This window comes from Archangium sp. Cb G35 (genome assembly GCF_001896145.1).
Taxonomy (GTDB): domain Bacteria; phylum Myxococcota; class Myxococcia; order Myxococcales; family Myxococcaceae; genus Archangium; species Archangium violaceum.
The window spans coordinates 65,132-84,649 of record NZ_MPOI01000022.1; the positions used below are offsets into that span (position 1 = coordinate 65,132).

Below are 19,518 nucleotides of genomic sequence, written 5' to 3' on the forward strand. Positions count from 1 at the left end.
GAGCCAGAGCCACATCAACCCGAGGCCCCACCTGAGTCACAACCCCTCTCCCCCCGGGAGAGGGACGGGGTGAGGGTGCCCGGGCCCCGGCTTCCTACCCCTGGAGATCCAGATCGGAAGCCGCGTCCTGCTGCTCCACGGTGCCCCCGCCGCCGCGCAGGAGCATGAGGTGGCGCACGATGGCGGCCTCGACGGCGAGCAGGCCCAGGAGGAAGAACCAGGGCCCCGGGGCGTAGACGCTCATGTTCAGCACGAGCCACATCATGAGCCAGACGGCCGCGAGGATGAGCAGGAGGGGGTGGAAGGCGGACAGGCCGCGGTGGCGCACGCCGGAGCACGCGAGCAGCAACAGCGTGAACAGGGAGTGCGTCGACAGCCACATGTCTCCGCCGGACAGCGCCGGGACCTGCATGGTGCCCCGCGTCCACGGGAGCAGGAGCGCGAAGGTGCACAGGACGGTGCCCGCCACCACCCAGCGGTGCAGGCGGGGACCGGAGTTCCCCTCCATGCCGTCCGTCTCCTCGCCCCCGGCCGCGAAGTAGCGCCAACCCTGGTCATATCCGAGCACCGTGCCGGCCAGCACCCACACCAGCGAGATGGGCCCCAGGCCCAGCATCAGCACGGCGTACGTGCAGGTGAGCAGGGCGAAGGTCTGGGCGATGCCCGGGTGGCGCAAGTCCCTCGGAAGGCTCGCGAGCGCCGGAGGCAGGGGCCGGAGGGGTGGGGAGCCCGGCTCCTGGGCCTCGGGCGCGCTGATGAGGCGCCACTCGTTCACGGCGACGAGCAGGGCCCACGGCAGCACCACCATCGAGCCCAGGAACCCGATTCCCTGCACGAACGGAATCACCGAGAGCAGCAGGGCCAGCGCCACGAGCCCCAGGCCGAGCAGCGTCAGGGAGCCGCCCGGCAGGTGCGAGCGCAGGCGCGGGTCGTCCAACACGTTCCGGAAGGCGGCGCCGACCTGTCCCACCACGGCGAGCACGGGGACGGACACCTTGGAGAGCAGTTCCTCCATCCGCGCGAGGGGCGAAGGAGGCGGTGGCTCCCACGAGGCGCCGTCCGCGCTGTAGTCGTACTCCCCCCCGCCATACTCGCCGCCGCCGTCACCGTAGGACTGGCTGCCCGGGACTTCCTGGCCACACTCGGGACAGAAGTACTGCACTTCATTGCCAAAGGGGTGGCCGCAGCTGGGGCAGGAGTTCATGGGGGGGGTCCGAAACGGGGCCCCCAGTCTAGGCCAGGGGCGGCCCGCGGCGGTACAGCCCCCCTCCTCGTAGGCGGCGGCGTGGACGAGGTTGCTGGAGAAGCCCCCGCCGTTGTCCCACACGGGCCGTGTGGATCTCAGTCGCGGTAGCTCACCGTGCAGCCCTTGCCGTCGAAGACGACGAGCGTGCGGCGCTCGGGGCGAACCACCACCTCGCAGCTCGACGGGCGCCCGGAGGAGGTGAACTGCAACGTATAGCGGCCCGCCTTCACGCGCCCCAGGACGCGCGGCAGCTCATCGAGCTCGTACCCGGGCACCTTCACCTGCCCCTGGATTCCAGGGGTCGCACCGATGCGCAGGGACCCCTCGCCAGACAGAACCTCCTCGGCGGGTGCTGACGCGGAAGCGGGTGCCGCCACGTGGGCCTGCTCCCGCGAACGCTTGGACCCCCGCTTCGGGCCCGTCGGCTCCGGCCGGATCGCGGAGGCGGACACCCCCTTGGCGGGCGCGGCGGGTTCCGGGGCTGGAGCAGGTTCGGCGGCGGGCGTGGACGCGGGGGCCGGAGTGGGCGCGGGTGCCTCGGCCACGGCCGTGGCCGGTGCGGGCTCGGGAGCGGGCGTGGCCACCGGAGGAGACACGGGCGCGGGCGGAGTCACCGGCGCGGACGACTGGCGCGAGAAGACGAAGGCACCTCCCACGAGCGAGAGCGCCAGTCCCACCACCACCCCCGCCACGGGCGCCCACACCTTGCGGCCTCCTGGAACGCCACGAGCCGCCGGAGCACGCGAGGCCGTCACGGCCTGGGGCGCTCCGATCCCGGTCACACCGGGCCGGGTCCGGCGTGGGCTCGACTTCGCGACGGAGACGTCCTCCCCCTCGGCGCGCACGTAACCCGTGAGCGAGCCGGGGCCCACCGGCAGGCCGGCCGCGAAGGCCACCGACTCCAGCTCCTCGCGCATGGTGCACGCGTCGGGGTAGCGCTCCTCGGGCTTCACACGCATGGCGCGCTCCACCACGGAGATGAAGCCGCGAGGCAGCTCCGGGCACACGCGCGAGAGCGGCTCCCACTCCCCCCGCACCAGCGCGGTGTTGCGCGAGATGAGGGTGGGGTACGCATCCAGCGGGCCCACGCCCGCGGCGAGCTGGTACAGGGTAACGCCCAGCGAGAAGAGATCGCTCCGCCCGTCGAGCGACTTGCCCTTGGCCTGCTCCGGCGAGAAGTAACCCGCCTTGCCCTTGGTGGTGCCGGCGCGGGTGAGGTTGCGGTTGGTTGCCGCCTTGGCGATGCCGAAGTCGATGAGCTTGAGCGTGCCGCCGGCCGAGAGCATCAGGTTCTGCGGGGACACGTCCCGGTGCACCAGATTGGGCCGCTCGTGCACGGCCTCGAGCGCGGCACAGGTGGCGATGCCCACGGCCAGCAGCGCCTCGTCGGTGAAGCGCTCGCCGCGCTGACGCAGCGTGCGCTCCACCTCGGTGAGCGATACGCCGGGCACCAGCTCCATGGCCATGTAGAGCAGCCCGTCCTCATCGCCCACCTCGTAGATGTGGGCGATGTTGGGGTGGCTGAGGGTGCAGGCGGTGCGCGCCTCGTCGAGGAACATCTCGCGGAAGTCCTCGGACTCGGAGTACTCGGGGCGGATGACCTTCAGCGCGACGGGGCGGAGGATGCCCCCGGTGAGGGCCTGCTCGGCACGATAGACCTCGGCCATGCCGCCCTGGGCGAGAAGGCGGATGACGCGGTAACGGCCAACAGTGGTCCCAGGCTCGATGGAGGACAAGGCCCCCCGAGCCTATCACCACAGCATGTCTTGATCCTCGGTGACGCCGGGTACCCCGGACAGCCGGTGCGTCTGGCCGTTCACCCGGACGGTGCCCTCGAAGAGGCCGAGCGGCTGGGCGAAGTGGCTCACCACCACCTTGAAGTCATGATCCTCCCGGTGGACGTAGAGGGGCTGGAAGCGGAGATCCACCGCCCCGTCGCCGGTCCGGATGCGCCAGGGGCTCATCAGCTCGCGCCGGTCGTACTCGAAGTGCGCGCGGCCGAGCGAGTAGAGCCGGGAGCCCAGCCAGAGGGCGTTCTCGTTGGAGCCGGAGCTCTCATTGAAGCCCTCGACGAGGTTGATGCCGACGGGCGTGCCATCCGCCAGCCTGCCCGCCAGGAAGGCCCACCGCCAGGCGGTATGCCGGGCGAGGTAACCCTGGGTGTAGTCGGTGCCACCCACGCCGCCATCCAGCCGGAAGCGCTTGCCGCCGGCCTCGAGGCTGCCGAAGGCGAGCATGCCGCAGCGCTTCTGGGTGACGTTGACGAAGCCATCGCCCTCCACGGGGGCGATGACCGTGAGGGCGGGAGGGCCGCCGGCGACGAGAAGGTCGCCATTCCACTGGAAGGACTGGAGGCTGCCGGTGCGCAACCGGCTCACGTCGACCTGGAGGTGGTAGCGCTCGTCGTCCTCGCCGCGGCGCGCCGTGAGCCTGCCGCCGAGGGTACGGAACGAGGCGGTGAGCCCGGCGCCGGGCTTGTCGCCGACCTCGGCGAGGGGGCCGGGGGCGCCGAGGAAGCTCACGTCACAGAGGGGACGCTGCTCCTTGAGGTCCAGGGCGACGGCGAAGGCGTTGGCGGAGTAGCCCACGTCCACGACGGCGAAGAGGGCGAGCACCTCGGGGGTGGCGGCGAGGGTGTAGTGCCAGCGCTTGCGCTTGAGCAACCGGGCGGGAGCGGCGGCGGGAGCCCACCGGCCCTTGAGCCGGGAGAGATCCACCTCGGGCAGTTCGCCCTGGTAGGTACCAAACCGAGGTTCACCCGACGCAGTGGCCACGGAGGCGGGCGCGGGAAGGAGATCCAATTCTCGCTCTGGTGTCATTTCATGCCCACGGTGGGCCTTCTCCTTCCCATCTGCCACCCGGCCCCAGGGTACGACGGATCACTCGCGCACAGAACGCTGTTCCGAGTGTGCGGGGGTGGACCCTTCCTGGCGCCGGGTATACTCCCGCGGATGCGCGGAGCCTGGAGAAGGCACGGTTCGTTCCGCATGACACGCTCATCCGGCTGGACCCGGATGCCCGGTGCGGACCCACGCTCCATGCCCCCCTGAAGCCGGAGTCCTCCACCCGAATGTGGTGAGCGGCGCCCGTCCGCACGGCCCCCCACCTACCCGTCTGGCCCGAACCCGCCATGGCCCTTCCCTCCCATCGTCCCGGCGGGTATGCACCGGTGCGATGAAGAACGCCGAGCCAGCCCAGTTGCCCCCGTCCACGGAGCCGCGGTCCACCTTGTCGCTGGAAGAGGTGCACGAGTGCACGCGCCTCCTCGAGGCGCTCGCCGAGAACCGCATCCTGCTCAACCGCGTCCCCGAGTCGGACCGGAAGGCACTCCTGGCCGCGGCCGGCCGCCTGGTGCACCCGGATCGCGACGCGAAGTCCCGGCTCCAGAAGGCGCTGAGGCGCGAGCGCAAGGAGACGAAGCGCGAGCACGACCGCAACGTCCGCGCGACCTCGGAGATCCGCTCCCTGCGCCGCTCTCCCGTCTTCAACGTGCCGCAGCTGCCTCCGCCCCCGCCCTCGGAGGAGGGTCCGGAGCGCATCCTGGAGAATCCGCGCCGGTGCTACGTCTGCAAGGCCGAGTACCGCAAGCTGCACTTCTTCTACGACACGATGTGCCGCGAGTGCGGTGACTTCAACTACGCCAAGCGGACCCAGCGCGCCCCGCTGTCCGGCAAGGTCGCGCTCATCACCGGCGCACGCGTGAAGATCGGCTATCAGGCTTCGCTGATGCTGCTGCGCTCGGGGGCGCGTGTCATCGCCACCACCCGCTTCCCCAACGACTCGGCGGAGCGCTACGCGCGCGAGCCTGACTTCGCGGACTGGTCGCACCGGCTGCACATCCACGGGCTCGACCTGCGGCACGCTCCCAGCGTCGAGCTCTTCGCCCGTCACATCGAGCAGACGCACCACCGGCTGGACATCCTCATCAACAACGCGGCGCAGACGGTGCGCCGGCCTCCCGGCTTCTACGAGCACCTGCTGGAGGGCGAGCTGCGCCGTGTCGAGCAGCTCCCCGCCGAGCTGCGCCCCCTGCTCGCCGGGCACCAGGAGTGTGTCGCGGCGCTACAGCCCACGCTCGGCGCGGGGGGCTCGGACGCCTCGGCGCTCATGCCCACGTGGCGCAGCAGCGACCCGGCCATCGGCATCCACTCGTCCGCCGCGCTGTCGCTGCTGCCCTATGCTCTCGAGCAGGAGGGTGACACGAGCGCCCTCTTCCCCAAGGGCCGGCTGGACGCGGACCTGCAGCAGGTGGACCTGCGGGAGATGAACTCCTGGCGGATGAAGCTCGCGGACGTGACGACGGCCGAGATGCTGGAGGTCCACCTGGTCAACGCGGTGGCGCCCTTCATCCTCTGCGGCAAGCTCAAGCCGCTGATGCTGCGTGACCGCTCGTCGCCGGGCCACATCGTGAACGTCTCCGCGATGGAGGGCAGCTTCTCGCGCGGGACGAAGACGGACAAACATCCCCACACGAACATGGCCAAGGCCGCGCTGAACATGATGACGCTGACCTCCGCGCCCGACTACGCGAAGGACAACATCTTCATGAACGCGGCGGACACCGGCTGGGTCACCGACGAGGACCCGGCGCAGCACTCCGAGCGCAAGCAGAACGAGCTCGATTTCCACCCGCCGCTGGACATCGTCGACGGCGCGGCCCGCGTGGTGGACCCCGTCATGACCTCGGAGAACACCCGCCAGTTCGTGTGGGGCAACTTCTTCAAGGACTACCGCCACCACCCGTGGTGACGGCCCTCGGCAGGCCGGCCCTGACGCCTCACACTCACGCGTCGGTGCGCGCACCGTTCTCGGCAATCCGCCGCAGCAGCTCTGCGGTGGGCCGATCCGCGGGGAAGAAGGACTCGATCGCCAGCTCCGAGAGCGTGATGTCGAGGGGTGTGCCAAAAACCGTCGTGGTGCTGAAGAACGACAACACCCCGAACCGGGTCTTCAACCGCATCGGGACGACCACGCCCGCGAAGTCCGGCTCTCGCGCATTCCCACCGGGCCGGGCCGCGCCCCCGTGAGCGGCATCACCGCGGAGCTCCTCGTGAAGCGCTGTGAGCGTCTCATCGGCGGAGGCATCGATCTGCCGCTGGAGCCGCGCGAGCACATGGGCCCGCCACTGCTCCAGATTGAGGATGTTCCGGCCCAGTCCGTCCGGATGCAGGCTGAGCCGGAGGACGTTGACGGGAGGCTGGAGGAGCGCGGGTGAGACATCGGCGAGGAGCATGCCGACGGCGCGGTTGGCGGTAATCAGAGTCCAGTGCCGGTCCACGGCGAGTGCCGGGTAGGGCTCGTGTCCGGTGAGGACGAGGTCGACGGCTTCCCGTGCGGCCCGGAGAGCCGGAGCGTCGAGGCTCTCCTCGGAATAGACGGGGGCGAACCCGGCGGCCGTCAGCAGCGCGTTGCGCTCACGCAGGGGAATGTCGAGCTCCTCGGCAAGGTGGAGCAGCATCTCCCGGCTCGGTTTCGAGCGGCCGGTCTCGAGGAAGCTGACATGCCGGGCGGAGACATCCGCGCGGCAGGCCAGGTCGAGCTGGCTGAGCGAGCGTCGCTGGCGCCAGGTGCGCAGCAGTTCTCCAACGGGGCGGCTCGAGAGCGTCATGTCCCGAAGATAGGACCGGGGCGTAAGGCCACCAATTACCTCGCACGTAATCGACACCGGACACGGCGAAGCGCACCTTGGGTCTTGAAGCGAATCAAACCCGAACGGAGCACACGACCATGAGCGCAACGACCGTTTCCCCGACCCTGCTGAGCCGTGCACTGCTGGCCGATGGCGTCGTCAGTGGTGCCACCGGCGCCCTGATGTTCGCCGCCGCCGGCCCCCTCAGCCAGCTGCTCGGGCTGCAGACCACCCTGCTGCGGACGGCGGGCTTCAGCCTGCTCCCCTTCGCCGCCCTGCTGGTGTTCCTCTCCGGGCGGGCCCACGTCCCGCGTCCGCTCGTCTGGGGAATCGTGGGCTACAACCTCCTGTGGGCGATCGACAGCCTCGTGCTGCTGACGACCGGGTGGGTCGCCCCGACACCCTGGGGCTACCTCTTCACCGTGGTGCAGGCGCTGGCGGTCGCCCTCTTCGCCGGGTTGCAGTACGCCGGACTGCGGCACTCGCGCGCGGTGATGGCCTGAGGCTCACCCCACCGCGATGCCACCGCCCGCGTAGAGCTGCTCGATGACTCCGGCGTACCGGATGTTGATGCCGCGCCGCTTGAGCTTCATGGTCGGCGTGAGCACGTCGGAGTCGGGCAGCCACTCGTCACCCACCAGGGCGAAGCGCTTGATCTGCTCGACGCCGGAGACGCGCTGGTTCAGCGCGGCCAGTCCCCGGGAGAGCTCCTGCTGCACGGCCGGGTCCTCCGCCAGCGCCCGCAGGTCGGTGGCGGAGATGCCACGCGCCTTCGCCCACCCGGGAGCCACCTCGGGGTTGAGCTGGAGCACCGCCACCAGGTACGGCCGCCGGTCTCCGATGGCCGCCGCCTGCCCCACCAGCGGCAGCGTCTTCAACATCGCCTCCAGGTTCGCCGGCGAGACGTTCTTGCCACCCGCGGTGATGAGCAGTTCCTTCTTGCGGTCCACGATCTTCAGGTAGCCCTCGGCGTCGATCTCCCCGATGTCGCCGGTATGCAACCAGCCATCCGCGTCGATCGCCTCGGCGGTGCGCTCCGGATCGTTCAGATAGCCGGAGAAGATGATCCCCCCGCGGAAGACGATCTCCCCGTCCTCGAGCCTGCGCATCTCCACACCGGGAATGGGACGGCCCACCGTTCCCACCTTCACGCGGTGCGGGTCCCAGGTCATGGCGCCGGTGCCCTCGCTCATGCCGAACAGCTCGGACATGGGCACACCGATGTCGCGGAAGAACTGGATGACCTCCGGCGGAATGGGAGCCGCGCCGCTGAAGGCGAACTCCAGCGCGTCCAGGCCAAGCTTGTTGCGCAACGGCGTGAACGCCGCCGCGTCCACCGCATCCCAGGCCTGCTTCAGCTCGGCCGGAAGCGCCGCGCCGAGCGCCTTCGTGTCGCTCACCTTGCGGCCGACCGTGAGGGCCTTCTCGAAGCGCTCCGCCCGGGAGGGGTCCGCGGCCACCGAGGCACGGATGCCCGCGTGGAGCTTCTCCCAGACGCGCGGGGGCCCGAACATGAACGTGGGCCGCACGCTCGCCAGGTAGGTGGAGAGCTGCGCGACGTCCGGACAACAGGTGGCCTCGCTGCCCCAGGCGGTGTGCAGGTAGTGCGTGACGATGCGCTCGGCGATGTGCGCCATGGGCAGGAACGAGACGACGCGCTTGCCCGCGCCGTCACGGCCCAGATAGTGGAACAGCGAATCGAGCTCGGCGGAGATGTTCCGGTGCGTGAGCATCACGCCCTTGGGCTGGCCGGTGGTGCCCGAGGTGTAGATGAGCGTGGCCAGGTCCTCCGGCTGGACCGCCAGGGCCGCTTGCTCGAAGTCGAGCGGCGGGGCCGAGAGCAACTCGGACAACTCGCGCACGCCCTGCGGCGCCGCGCCCGTGCCGCCCACCCGGAGCACATGGCGCAGCCGGGGCAGCGACGCGCGAGCCTCCAGCACTCGCGAGAGGAAGGGGCCGTCCTCGACCACCGCCAGCACCGCGTCACAGTGCCCGGCGAGGTAGGAAATCTGCTCGGGAGAGGAGGAGTTGTAGATGGACACCGGGGTGGCGCCCGCGAGCAACGCGCCCACGTCTGCGATGTGGAACTCGGGGCGGTTGCGCATCAGCAGGATGATGCGGTCCCCGCGCTTCACGCCGAGCTCGCGCAGGCCCGCGGCGATCCGGGCGGCCTTGTCCGCGTACTCACGCCAGGACCATGAGCCGAAGCCCTCGCCATCGCGCCAGCGCAAGGCGGTGGCATCGGGCTGGCGCCGGACCGTGTCGAGAAGCGCGACGGGGACGGTGCGAACGGACGTCTCGGAAGAAGCAGGACTCGGCAGGTTCATGGCGGCTCCCAGGTCGAGGGCGAGACGGAAAGTCTCGCAGATCCACAACGGTATGTGACACCCCCGCCCCCCCATCAGGGGTGGGCGATGACGATGAGCGTGGACGTCCGGGCTTCGACGCACGCCATCACCTTGCGCATGGTCACGGGATCCAACGCCCCAAAGGCTTCGTCGAGCACCACGACCCGGGCCCGCTGCAGCAGCGCCCGCGCCACGAAGACCCGGCTCTGCTCTCCGTGCGAGAGCTGCCAGCCGCGCTCGCCCACCAGCTCCATCAATCCAGAGGGCATGCGTGCGAGCAGCTTCCCCAATCCGAGCTCCTCACAGAGTTCCTTCGCGGTGTTCAAGTCGTCGGGAGTGGGAGGCCACGTGCGTCCCAGCAACAGGTTCATCGCCAGCGTGCCGGACACCACATGGTTCTCGTGGAACTGGGGGGCCCCCGCGATCTGCGCGCCCCACCCGTCCCGCGTCCAGGTGGCCATGTCCAGGCCGCCCAGCAGCAGCAGCCCCGAGCCCTGGCCTCGCAGTCCCGTCAGGATGGAAGCGAACGTGGACTTGCCCGAACCCGAGGGCCCTTCGAGCAACACGCGCTCACCGGCGCGCACGGCCAGCGAGGCCCGTTCGATCACCGCCCGGGGAGCCCCCGTGTGCTTGAAGACCAGGTCACGCACCTCGAGCAGCGCCTGGGACTCCGGGGGAGCCGCCTCGGGAGGAAGGGGAGCGGCCGCGCCACCGGTGGCGTTGGAGTTGGAGCGCCGGGCGGCCTCCAGGATGGGACGCACGCTGCGGAACAGCACGCGCGCACCGGAGACGGCCAGGACGCCCACGGACAAGGAGCCCACGGCCCGGGCAGCCAGCAGCGCGGCGCCCACGCCCACGGCGATCCTCGCCGTCGAGGCCCCCGAGAGCACGGCGGGGAGCGTCGCGATGATCGCCACCGGGAGCAATCCCCGTCTGGCGAGCGCCGACACCCGGGCCGTGGCCCCGTCCAGGTACTCGGAGGCCTCGGCGTAGTGGGCCAGTTCCTGGTCCTCCGCCTCGTGCCACCGCTCCGGCCGCTCCTGAGCGAGCCGTGTCCGGTGCCCGAGCATGCGCTCGATGAGGGCATGCGTCATGGAGATCCGCGCATCCGTCCACGCGCGGAAGCGCACCGCCTGGCGCACGACGAGCACCGCCAGCACGCCACAGAAGCCACCCAGCGCCACCAGCCCGTACCCACCCGCGGGGCCCGTCACCATCACGCTCGCCGCCAACACCAGGTCGACCACCGCCAGCAGGCTGGCGAAGCCGCCCGTCAGCACCAGCTGCTCCAACCCCGCGCTCTCGAAGGTCCTCCCGACGAACTCGCCGATACCACCGCGGCGGGACTCGTCCACGGGCAGCGCGAGCGCTCCCGCCAGCAACTGCTTGCGCATCAGCGCGGAGAGTTGCATCGCCAGGGAGCCCTGCACCCAGGCCATCGCCGCCTGGAGCGGTACCAGCGTCAGCCCCATGAGGGCCCAGGCCCAGAGCCACCCCGGGTCCAACTGCCCCTCGAACGCGCCCCGGCCGATCAACCACCAACTGGAGAGCACACACACCTGGACGAGCGCCGCCACCACGAAGAGCAACAGCAGCCGCCGTCCGGCCTTCAACTCCCGCAGGTGATGGCGCATGCGGGCGCCCGGGGGTAACCGGAGCGTGCGCGCGGCGAAGAGGTAGATGTTTGCGAGCTGCGCTCCCAGCAGCGCCTTCCGGGCCAGGGTCCGATGGGGCTCCTCCAGTCCGGTCTGCTTCAGGACATGATCGACCACGGGGCCGTGGATGTGCTCGACGCGAGCCTGCGCGGCGGCGGTCAGTGAGGAGAGCGGAACCTCGTGCACCGTCTCATCCGGGGCGATGACCCGAGCGGTCTGACCCGAGGACGACACGCGGAGCAGCGCGACCACGCGAGCCCCCGTCATCTCCACGAGCGCCGGGGCCGCGCGGCCCAGGGCCTTCTCGACCTCTCCGTGGCGCGTGTAGTGCGGCTGAAGCTCGAGCCCCAACGCCTGGGCCACTCCGTCCATCCACTCGCCGATGCGGCTCTGCTCCGCGGGCACCGCGCGCGAGAGGGTCGGCAACGGGTTGGGCAGGGGCATCCGCGCCGCTCTCGCCAACGCCTCCATGGCCTCGCCCGCGCGCTCCAACGGCCAGGCCGCCCTTTCCAGCTCATTCGCCATGTACCCGCTCCTCCCCACGCCGCTCGGTGAGCACGCCCTGCGCCAGGACGAGCCGCCGCCATCCATCCCGGCTGGACAGCTCGCGTTGGATCGACGCCTCCTCGTCCAGCAGGGCGCGGTAGTGCGAGTCCTCGCGCGCCGCGAGCGTCCGGGGCGCGTCGTCCTCCACGAGCTGTCCGTCCTTGATGACCAGCACGCGGTCGAACGAGAGCGTCTCGGCGATGTCGTGCATGATGCACAGCACCGTGGCCCCCTCGAACGAACGCCGTGCCCGCTCCAGCAGCGCCGTGCGACGGTCCCGCTCCAGCCCGCGGAAGGGCTCGTCGAAGATGACCAGCCGCACCCCGGGCCGGAGCAGCGCCCGGGCCAGGCGCACCCGCTGCCCCTCCCCTCCCGACAGCAGGCCGCCGCCCTCGCCCAGCCGCGTCTGGAGCCCATCGGGCAGCTTGTCGAGCAGCTCGACGAGGTCCGCCTGGTGCAGTGCCTGCCCCACGCGGGGCAGCACCTCGGCCGAGTCGGCGCCATAGGTGAGGTTGTCCACGAGCGGCTTGTTCCAGAGCGACACATCCGGCTCCAACCACGCCGTCTCCCGCCGCAGCCGCCACAGGGCCTCGCCCTCCAGTGGCTCGCCATCCACCTCCACATGTCCTCCGGACGGCCGGTGCCAGCCCAGGAGGAGGCCCACCAGCGAGGACTTTCCCGCGCCCGAGGGCCCCACGATGGCGATGTGCTCACCGGGCCGGACCGAGAGGTTGATGCCGTGCAGGAGCGTGTGGCCCGCGGCCCGCACGTCCACCTGACGCAGGGAGAAGGCCACGCCCCGAGCCGCCTCCGCCGGCCGCTCCGTCCGGGGCCGCGTGGCCAGCGCGACGGACTTGTCCACCTCGTCCGGGGCGAGCAGCGGCTCCATGAGGCGGGCGGTGAGCGACGACGCGGCGGGGTACTGGCGCAGACCCTCGGCGATCTGCCGGCCCAGCGACACCAGGGCGAGCGCCCAGTAGACGAGCAGCAGCACCGCGCCGGGAGGCAGCCCTCGCGAGAGCGCGTGCATGACGATGCCCACCGAGCCTCCGGTCGCGGCGAACGAGGCGAGCGTCTCGGCGGTGATGCCCCGGCGCAGCAGGGTACGGGCGGCGGAGATGAACTCGTGAAGCGGCTCCTCCTGGGCGCGGCGGAGCGTGGGCCCGGCCCGGTGGGCCCGCAGCGCCACGGACCCACGCAAGGCGTCGAGGTAGTAGCCCGAGAGCACCCCGTCGAAGTCGCGCATCCGGCGGTCGGCATCGAGCAACGAGCGCTGCGCGAGCAGGGGGACGGCGACCGCCATGCCTCCCGCGAGGACGATCAATGGAGAGGTTCGCGGAGCCAGCCACATCAACCCCGCGAGCGTCACGAGCAGCTCGGCGCTGGCGCGAAGCAGCGTGACGGCGAGGGCTGGCACGGAGCGTACCTGGTGGATGCCATGACAGCGCTGCGCCATGTCCGAGACGAGCCGGCTGCGGAAGTAGCGGTCTCCCAGGCGCGGAATCTTGTCGAGGAAGGCGAGCCGGAGACGCAGCTCCAGCCGCCGGCCCAGGTGGAGCGTCCCGAGTGACAGCGGCAGCTCGAGCATGAGCAGCACGCCCAGCAAGGCGATCAGCGTCACGACTCCAGCGAGGCGCTGCTCCGAGTTGGTGAGATACCGCCCCGCGTCGATGACCCCGCGCAGCAGGAGGGCCTCCAGGAAGCCGCCCACCGCGGCGGAGACGCCGATGGCGGCGAGCACCGCGGGCGTGAGCATTCCATCCCGGCGCAGCAGGCCCACCAGCTCGCGCAACGGATGGGTGGGAGCCTCGCGCAAGGCGGCATCGAGCTCGGGAGGCAGCGGCGGGTCATCCGTGCCGCGCTTTCCGCGCAGCCCACTGACCTTGACGCACACGGCGCCACGCATGGTGAGCTGCTCGGCATCCGGCCGTCCCAGGGCCGTCCAGTAGGTGAAGGGGATGAGTTCCTGGGCACGGTTCTCGTCCAGGGCGATACGCACCTCGCGCAGGAGGTGTTCGAGGAACGCCACCGCGGTCTCGCCCCGCTGCACGCCGCCGCCCTCCACGAGCGTCCGCACCAGGCGTGCCGTCGCATCCAGGCAGGCGATGCTCTTCCAGGTGGGGTCCGCGAGGGCCTCGGCGATCAACCGCTCCGAGCGGGGCCCGCCGACGATCGACGACAACCCCCGGCGCAATCCACCGAGAAGCTCATCCGTGGCGGCCCACTCGCGGAACCCCTCGGCGGACACGGGCATCGCGTGGATGAAGAGCTGGTCCATCAGCTCGGTCACGGACATCCACCGCCGTCCCCGGGCCGGATCCATGACCTGGACGAAGGGGCCCCACTTCTTCCAGACCACCAGGAAGTGCAGGCTGCCATTCGGGAGGCTCACCACCACGATGGCCGGCAGGGCCCGGGTCTCGTCGAGGAACAGATGGTCCCGGGGGAGCATGGATTGCTCCGCCGCCAGCCCCAGCGTGACGGCCAGCTCCTCGATGACGTCGATGGAGGTGCCGTCGACATCGGTCTGGCAGGCCTCGCGGAGCCGGCCGTAGCTGACGGGCACGCCGAAGCCATCGAGCAGGGACTTGAGGGCCGCGGGGCCGCAGTCCATGGCCGAGGTCTGGATGACTTCCGGAATGAGGAGACGTGGTGTACCCGCCATGGCTCAGCTCCCGCCCTTCGGCTGCTGGGCTCTCGGCTGCCCGGCCCTGGCCGGCCCATCGAGCCCCTGCCCCATGGTGCGGAGCACGAGCTGCATGGGCGTGGCCTCGCCCACCTCGACCTCGATGGTGCCCGGCAGGCCGTGCTCGAGTGGGATGCCCCTCGGCAGCTCATCCACCGACAGTTCGGCTCGTACCAGGCCGTCGCGCGCCTCACTGGCCACCGCCACCACCGAGGCCTCGATCATTCCGAACTCCGTCCAGGAGAATCCCTCCAGCCGCATGCGTGCCCGTTGGCCCGCGCGGATGCGCCCCATCGCCTCCGGGGAGAACTGCGCGACGATGCGCACGGGCCCGCCCGCGACGACCGTGGCGATGGGGTCCCCCTCCTCGAGCTGCGCACCCACTCGCACGGAGCTCGTCTCGCCGAGGATGCCCTCCGCTGGCGCTCGAATCACCCGGCGCTCCAGCTCATCGCGCAGGCGCTCCAGGGTGGCGCGCGCGACACGCTCCTCCGACTCGAGCCGGGCAATCTCCCCGCGCAGCGAGGCGAGGCGGGTGCGCCGGTCGGTGGACTGCATGGAGCCTTCGGACCGCACCCGCGTCAGGGTGGCCCGGGCGGCCTGCTCAGCGGCCTGGGAGCGCTCCATCTCCGTGCGGACCCGGATCCACTCCATCTCGCTCACCACGCCCCGCTCGAAGAGTTGCTGAAAGCTGGCCGCTTCCTTCTGGGCCCGGCGCGTCACCACCTCGGCATCGGTGAGCCGGGCCCGAGCCTCCTCCACCCCCGCGACCCCCTGCCCCTTCTGCTCCACCAGCGCCAGTTGCTCGGCCTCCAGCTCCGCGCGAGAGGCCTCCAGTTGCGGCCCCAATCCTTCGAGCACGGCCTCCGCCTCCGCCACCTGGCGCGCCTGCTCGTCATGCTCCAGCTCGACGAGGACATCTCCCGCATGCACGGAGCGGTGGAGCTCCACCTGCGTCCCCACCACCCGCCCATCCACGGGGGCGTCGATCGCATACACCTCGCGATGGAGCTCCAGCCGCGCCTGAACGCTGCGCTCGTACACGGTGACTCGCGCATGGAAGAACCAGATGCCCCAGACCGCGATCAACCCCACCGGCAGCAACCAGAGCGCCGGCTTGCCTCGCTGTCGCAGCAGCGTCCGCCATGTGCGTGGGAACAAGCCTTCAACCTTCATGGAGAACCCCGCGGAGGACTCTCATGAGCACCCCCCCACCCTCGTGCGTGATTGAGCAGTCCGATCGGCACCGCGGGGATGGAGCCCCCACCGCCGGGTTCGTGAGAAACGCTCCCGCTCGTGACGGGCAGCCCGCTCGGACTCCAGGCGGGCCGGACGGCGGAAACGGGCATCACAAGGGTGAGGCCCCGGGCTCATTCCTCACGAGGAGCACCCGCATGAATCAGGAAGCCATGTCGCTGGAGCCCCCACTGGAGCAGGCGCCAGACCGGGAAGCCGTGCCGTTGGATCCTCACGAGACGTTGTACGTGCCCCTGCGGCGCCGCTTCACGAGCGAGTACGTGACCAACGCGGAGGGCAAGAAGGAGCTGCTCATCCACTTCGGCTACAACGAGGTGTCCTTCGATGAGCCGGACCTGTTCGCCTTCGGGGAGACGCTGATCCAACAGGACCAGTTCATGGCGGGCAGCGCCACGGCGTGGAGCACGGGGGAGCCCTACGCCTGGGAGCGCGTGAAGCGGCTGCTCGAGGCCCTGTTGACCGAGGAGTTCCTCACGCGCGAGCCCCTGGGGAAACCGCCCACCGAGAGTGAGTTCCATCGGAGTTTGATGGAGGCCGAGGCACAGCGGGACGCGCCCACCGAGCCGCTGTGGTGGAACCCGGATTGCCCCCAGGTCATGGAGCGGCTGACGGGAAGGCCGCTGGAGCTGGGCTACCTGGAGACGGTGCTGGCGGTGCATCGCATCGCCCACCCCGCGTTGGACGCGGAGGGACGCCACGTGGGGGAGATGAACGTCTTCCCCGACGCCATGCGGATGAAGATTCCGACGGAGTGGCGCATGTGCCAGTACCCGGGCAGCCGCTATCGCAACGAGGCGCAGATGAACATGACGGCGCTCAAGGCGATGACGCGGTACTGGAAGCCAATGATGCAGGGGTTGCTCGGGGTCCGCGAGGAATTCCTGCGGCGCTACCCGCTGCTCCCGGACGGGCGTTGGCGGATGGGAGACCTCCACGCCCTGGCCTGCGACGTGCTGGCGCTGCCCACCCTGTTGCTGATGCGAGGGAACGCGCCCGTGCCCAACGGCACGCTGGAGCCGGTGCTGTCCTCCATCTTCCGGGTAACGGACGGCGTGCGGATGGTGCTGGCCTATCTGCTGTTCCTCCCGGAGCGGCCGATGCCGTACGACACCCCCATCACCCCGGCCGAGCTGTACCGCTTCGTCGAGTACGGGAATTTCTTCGTCTCGGGCCGGGGTGTCTGCGCGGGTCCCCAGCCCATGGTGGAGGAGCTCTTCGCGACGCTGATGGAGGGCAAGCCCGTGACGGGTGCGCCTCCCGCGGTGCCGGAGTGGAACGCGGACATCCCCGCGGCGGTGGACTACGGGCAGCTCGGGCTCCAGCTCTATGCGCTCCAGTTCAATCTCTGGAGCTACATGTGCCGCGCCTACGAGGTGATTCGCGAGGCCCTGCTCCCGGTGGAGGACGAGCCGGGGAGCGTCCTGAGCCGGCTGCGGGAGCGTATCGAGCGGGACTGGGACAACATCCTGCCCACCCGGCTGGAGCAGGCGGCGCAGCGGGACTGGGCCGAGGCCCGTTACATCGAGATGTTCGACCAGGCCCAGCGCGGCATGCGGGGATTCCGGGAGGACACGCTGGTCCGATTGCCGGATGTGTTCACGCCCGCGAGGGACGGGATGGATGCGAGGACCCGCACGCTGCTCCGGGAGCTGCTCCACGCGCGTGCGGGCTCCCTGTCAGGGACCCGGAGAAACGCCCTCAACACCGTGGCGGACGCCATCGCCGATTTCCTGGCCATCGAGCGGCCGGTGCTCCGGGCACTGGACGGTGTCCAGCGCCAGGTCAATGCGTTGCTCCAGCGGCCCCACCCGGAGCGGAAGCTCACCAGCGAGGACCTCGCGCTCCAGCACCGCCTGCGCGTGGGCACCTTCGGCGTGCTGCCCTCTCTGATGGACGTGCTCCGGGATGAGCTGGGCATCGCCGTCGAGACCACGGAGGCCACCACGCACTGCGCACTCGTGGGGAATTGAAGTCACAAACGCCATTTCGCCCCTCCATCCATGTGAAGGTCTCACCACACGGAGCGAACACATGAAGATCAAGACGACGATTCGCGGCGGTTTGGTACCCCTCCAGCCGCGTCCCATCATCGGCCGCGGCTGCGGTGGTGGCGGTATCTTCCCCGTCCTCCAGCTCGCGAAGACCATCGTGGTGGAGTAGGCCCCGGACAGCCACGCTCGAGCCCAGTCGCCACCAGGCGGAACCCCGTCTGGTGGCGACTGTGTCTTTCGAGTTGGAGCAACGGCTCAGGAGCGGCCGAAGACGATCTTCTCGTCGCTCAACAGCCGGGAGATGGCCGCGAGGCACGCCGCCGCCAGCGCCACGCAACCCACCGTGCTCAGCACGAAGGGCAGCACGCCCAGCGGCTCGCCGCGCATCAGCTCCGAGACCAGCAGCTCCTGGCCCAGCACCGGCACCATGAACATCCACGTCTGGCTCTCGATGGGAGACAGCGCCAGCATCATGCCCGGAATCATGGGCAGCATCATGAGCAGCTGGAGGTACGTCTGCGCCTCCTTGAACGAGCGGGCGAACGTCGCCACCAGCATCTGCATCGCCGACGCGAGCAGGGACAGGGGCAGCACCGCGCCCACCATGCCCACCGCGGCCACCGCATCCAGGCTCACCTTCACGCCCAGGTCCTGCAACGGCACCCGCTTGGCCACCAGCACGAACGCCACCGCCACCACCACCACCATGGTGCAGGAGAACACCGTGGTGGCCAGCCACTTGCCCACCACCAGCGTCCCGCGCTGCACCGGGTTGAGCAGCAGCGGCTCCAGCGAGCCACGCTCCCGTTCACCCGCCATGGTGTCGATGGCCACGTTCAACCCGCCCATGAAGCAGGAGATGACCAGGAAGAGCGGAATCATGTTGAGGATGCTCGCCGCCAGCCGCTCCGGCGTGGCCAGGTCCACCTCCTCCACCCGCACCGGCGAGGCCAGCTCCGGCGCCACGCCTCGTGCCATCAGCCGCTGGGTGCCCAGCACTCCCGCGTACTGGCTCAGCAGCGACTGCGCCCGCCGGATGGTGAAGCGCGCCTTGTTGCGCGAGTTGTCCATCACCAGCTGCACCTTCGCCGAGCGTCCCGCCGAGAAGTCCTTCCCGTAGTCCTCGGGGATGATGAGCACCGCGTCCAGTGTGCCCGCCTGGATGCGTGACTCGTAGTCGGCCGGAGCGTCGGACAGCTGCACGCCGTAGCGCTCCAGGAACGCCATCAGGCTCGGCGCGTGGGCCCGCCCCACCACGGGCAGCTCCAGCGGCTTGTCCTGCCGGTTCCACGAGGCCAGCACCGTGAACATCACCGCGAAGAGGACGGGCCCCATCAGCGAGCCGCCCAGCACGCTCGACACCGAGCGCCGGTCGCGCAGATGGTCCTTCATTTCCTTGCGGAAGACCGCCGTCAGGAGCGTCTTCACTGCATCAACCCCTGGTCACTGCCGATGACCGTCACGAAAGCCTCCTCCAGGCTGTCCTTCCCCGTGCGCGTGCGCAGCTCGTCCGGGGTGCCGTCCGCCACCACTCGTCCCTTCGCCACCACCACGATGCGGTCACACAGCGCCGCCACTTCCTGCATCACGTGGCTGGAGAACACCACGCAGTGCCCCTGCTCCTTCAGCCGGCGGATGAGCGTGCGCACCGCGCGCGTGCTCATCACGTCCAGGCCGTTGGTGGGCTCGTCCAGCAGCACGTTGCGAGGCCCGTGCACCAGCGCCCTCGCCAGCGCCACCTTCATGCGCTCGCCCTGGCTGAAGCCCTCGGTGCGCCGGTTGGCGATCTCCTTCATGTCCAGCAGCTCCACCAGCTCGCCGATGCGCTTGTCCAGCGTGGCGCCCGACAGGCCGTGCAGCGAGCCCGCGTATTCGATGTGCTCGCGGGCCGTCAGGCGCGGGTAGAGGCCTCGCGCGTCCGGCAGCACCCCGATGGACCGGCGCACCTCCAGCGGCTGGTCCGCCACCTCCAGCCCATCCACCTTCGCGCTGCCCCTGTCCGGGCGGATGAGCGTGTAGAGCATCCGCAGCGTGGTCGTCTTGCCCGCGCCGTTGGGCCCGAGCAGTCCCGTCACCACGCCGTCCTCGGCGCGGAAGCTCACGTCCTCCACCGCCGTCACCGCGCCGAAGCGCTTGTGCAGGTTCGTCACTTCGATCATG

Annotated in this window: 14 protein-coding genes; 4 read left to right on the plus strand and 10 right to left on the minus strand. The window is 70.4% G+C overall.

Annotated features, from left to right (window positions below; all coding sequences use genetic code 11):
• Positions 1–94 precede the first annotated feature (94 nt).
• The 3 genes from BO221_RS48050 to BO221_RS48060 form a co-directional block, all read right to left on the minus strand.
• Positions 95–1,204: a hypothetical protein gene (locus BO221_RS48050; RefSeq protein ID WP_073567681.1), complete on the minus strand. Its 1,110-nt coding sequence runs from the start codon at positions 1,202–1,204 to the stop codon at positions 95–97.
• Positions 1,205–1,341: 137 nt separating this feature from the next.
• The gene (locus BO221_RS57530; RefSeq protein ID WP_073567682.1) at positions 1,342–2,982 is read right to left on the minus strand and encodes a serine/threonine-protein kinase; all 1,641 of its coding nucleotides are present in this window, start codon (positions 2,980–2,982) and stop codon (positions 1,342–1,344) included.
• Between the two features lie 15 nt (positions 2,983–2,997).
• Positions 2,998–4,065: a DUF2804 domain-containing protein gene (locus tag BO221_RS48060; protein ID WP_073567683.1), complete on the minus strand. Its 1,068-nt coding sequence runs from the start codon at positions 4,063–4,065 to the stop codon at positions 2,998–3,000.
• 355 nt (positions 4,066–4,420) lie between these two features.
• On the opposite strand from BO221_RS48060, the gene BO221_RS48065 reads away from it, so the two are divergent.
• Positions 4,421–5,995 (plus strand): SDR family NAD(P)-dependent oxidoreductase, encoded by a 1,575-nt coding sequence (locus BO221_RS48065; RefSeq protein WP_073567684.1) that lies wholly within the window; start codon positions 4,421–4,423, stop codon positions 5,993–5,995.
• Between the two features lie 34 nt (positions 5,996–6,029).
• On the opposite strand, the gene BO221_RS48070 is transcribed toward BO221_RS48065, so the two are convergent.
• Positions 6,030–6,854 carry a helix-turn-helix domain-containing protein gene (locus BO221_RS48070; RefSeq protein WP_073567685.1) on the minus strand — a complete coding sequence of 275 codons (825 nt, stop codon included), beginning with the start codon at positions 6,852–6,854 and terminating at the stop codon, positions 6,030–6,032.
• Between the two features lie 119 nt (positions 6,855–6,973).
• Here BO221_RS48070 and BO221_RS48075 point away from each other — a divergent pair, with 119 nt between their 5' ends.
• Positions 6,974–7,378, plus strand: coding sequence for a hypothetical protein (locus BO221_RS48075; RefSeq protein ID WP_073567686.1), 405 nt, complete (start codon positions 6,974–6,976; stop codon positions 7,376–7,378).
• A 3-nt stretch (positions 7,379–7,381) separates the two neighbouring features.
• Here BO221_RS48075 and BO221_RS48080 read toward each other — a convergent pair whose 3' ends face one another.
• The 4 genes from BO221_RS48080 to BO221_RS48095 all read right to left on the minus strand — a co-directional run bounded on the left by BO221_RS48080 (position 7,382) and on the right by BO221_RS48095 (position 15,271).
• A complete protein-coding gene (locus BO221_RS48080; RefSeq protein ID WP_073567687.1) occupies positions 7,382–9,202 on the minus strand; it encodes a long-chain fatty acid--CoA ligase in 1,821 nt (606 codons plus the stop codon).
• Positions 9,203–9,276: 74 nt separating this feature from the next.
• Positions 9,277–11,403: an ABC transporter ATP-binding protein gene (locus BO221_RS48085; protein ID WP_073567688.1), complete on the minus strand. Its 2,127-nt coding sequence runs from the start codon at positions 11,401–11,403 to the stop codon at positions 9,277–9,279.
• Positions 11,393–14,089 carry an ATP-binding cassette domain-containing protein gene (locus tag BO221_RS48090; RefSeq protein ID WP_073567689.1) on the minus strand — a complete coding sequence of 899 codons (2,697 nt, stop codon included), beginning with the start codon at positions 14,087–14,089 and terminating at the stop codon, positions 11,393–11,395. Before BO221_RS48090 ends, BO221_RS48085 begins: the two co-directional genes overlap by 11 nt.
• A gap of 3 nt (positions 14,090–14,092) precedes the next feature.
• Positions 14,093–15,271: an HlyD family secretion protein gene (locus BO221_RS48095; RefSeq protein WP_158080049.1), complete on the minus strand. Its 1,179-nt coding sequence runs from the start codon at positions 15,269–15,271 to the stop codon at positions 14,093–14,095.
• A gap of 233 nt (positions 15,272–15,504) precedes the next feature.
• Here BO221_RS48095 and BO221_RS48100 point away from each other — a divergent pair, with 233 nt between their 5' ends.
• Entirely contained in the window at positions 15,505–17,337 is a 1,833-nt protein-coding gene (locus BO221_RS48100) for a hypothetical protein (protein WP_073567691.1), read from the plus strand.
• Positions 17,338–17,398: 61 nt separating this feature from the next.
• Positions 17,399–17,527: a hypothetical protein gene (locus tag BO221_RS57195; protein ID WP_255408549.1), complete on the plus strand. Its 129-nt coding sequence runs from the start codon at positions 17,399–17,401 to the stop codon at positions 17,525–17,527.
• Positions 17,528–17,613: 86 nt separating this feature from the next.
• On the opposite strand, the gene BO221_RS48105 is transcribed toward BO221_RS57195, so the two are convergent.
• Together BO221_RS48105 and BO221_RS48110 are read right to left on the minus strand one after the other, a co-directional pair.
• Positions 17,614–18,786, minus strand: a complete 1,173-nt coding sequence (locus tag BO221_RS48105) for an ABC transporter permease (protein WP_073567692.1) — start codon at positions 18,784–18,786, stop codon at positions 17,614–17,616.
• Positions 18,783–19,517: an ATP-binding cassette domain-containing protein gene (locus tag BO221_RS48110; protein ID WP_073567693.1), complete on the minus strand. Its 735-nt coding sequence runs from the start codon at positions 19,515–19,517 to the stop codon at positions 18,783–18,785. Before BO221_RS48110 ends, BO221_RS48105 begins: the two co-directional genes overlap by 4 nt.
• Position 19,518 lies beyond the last annotated feature (1 nt).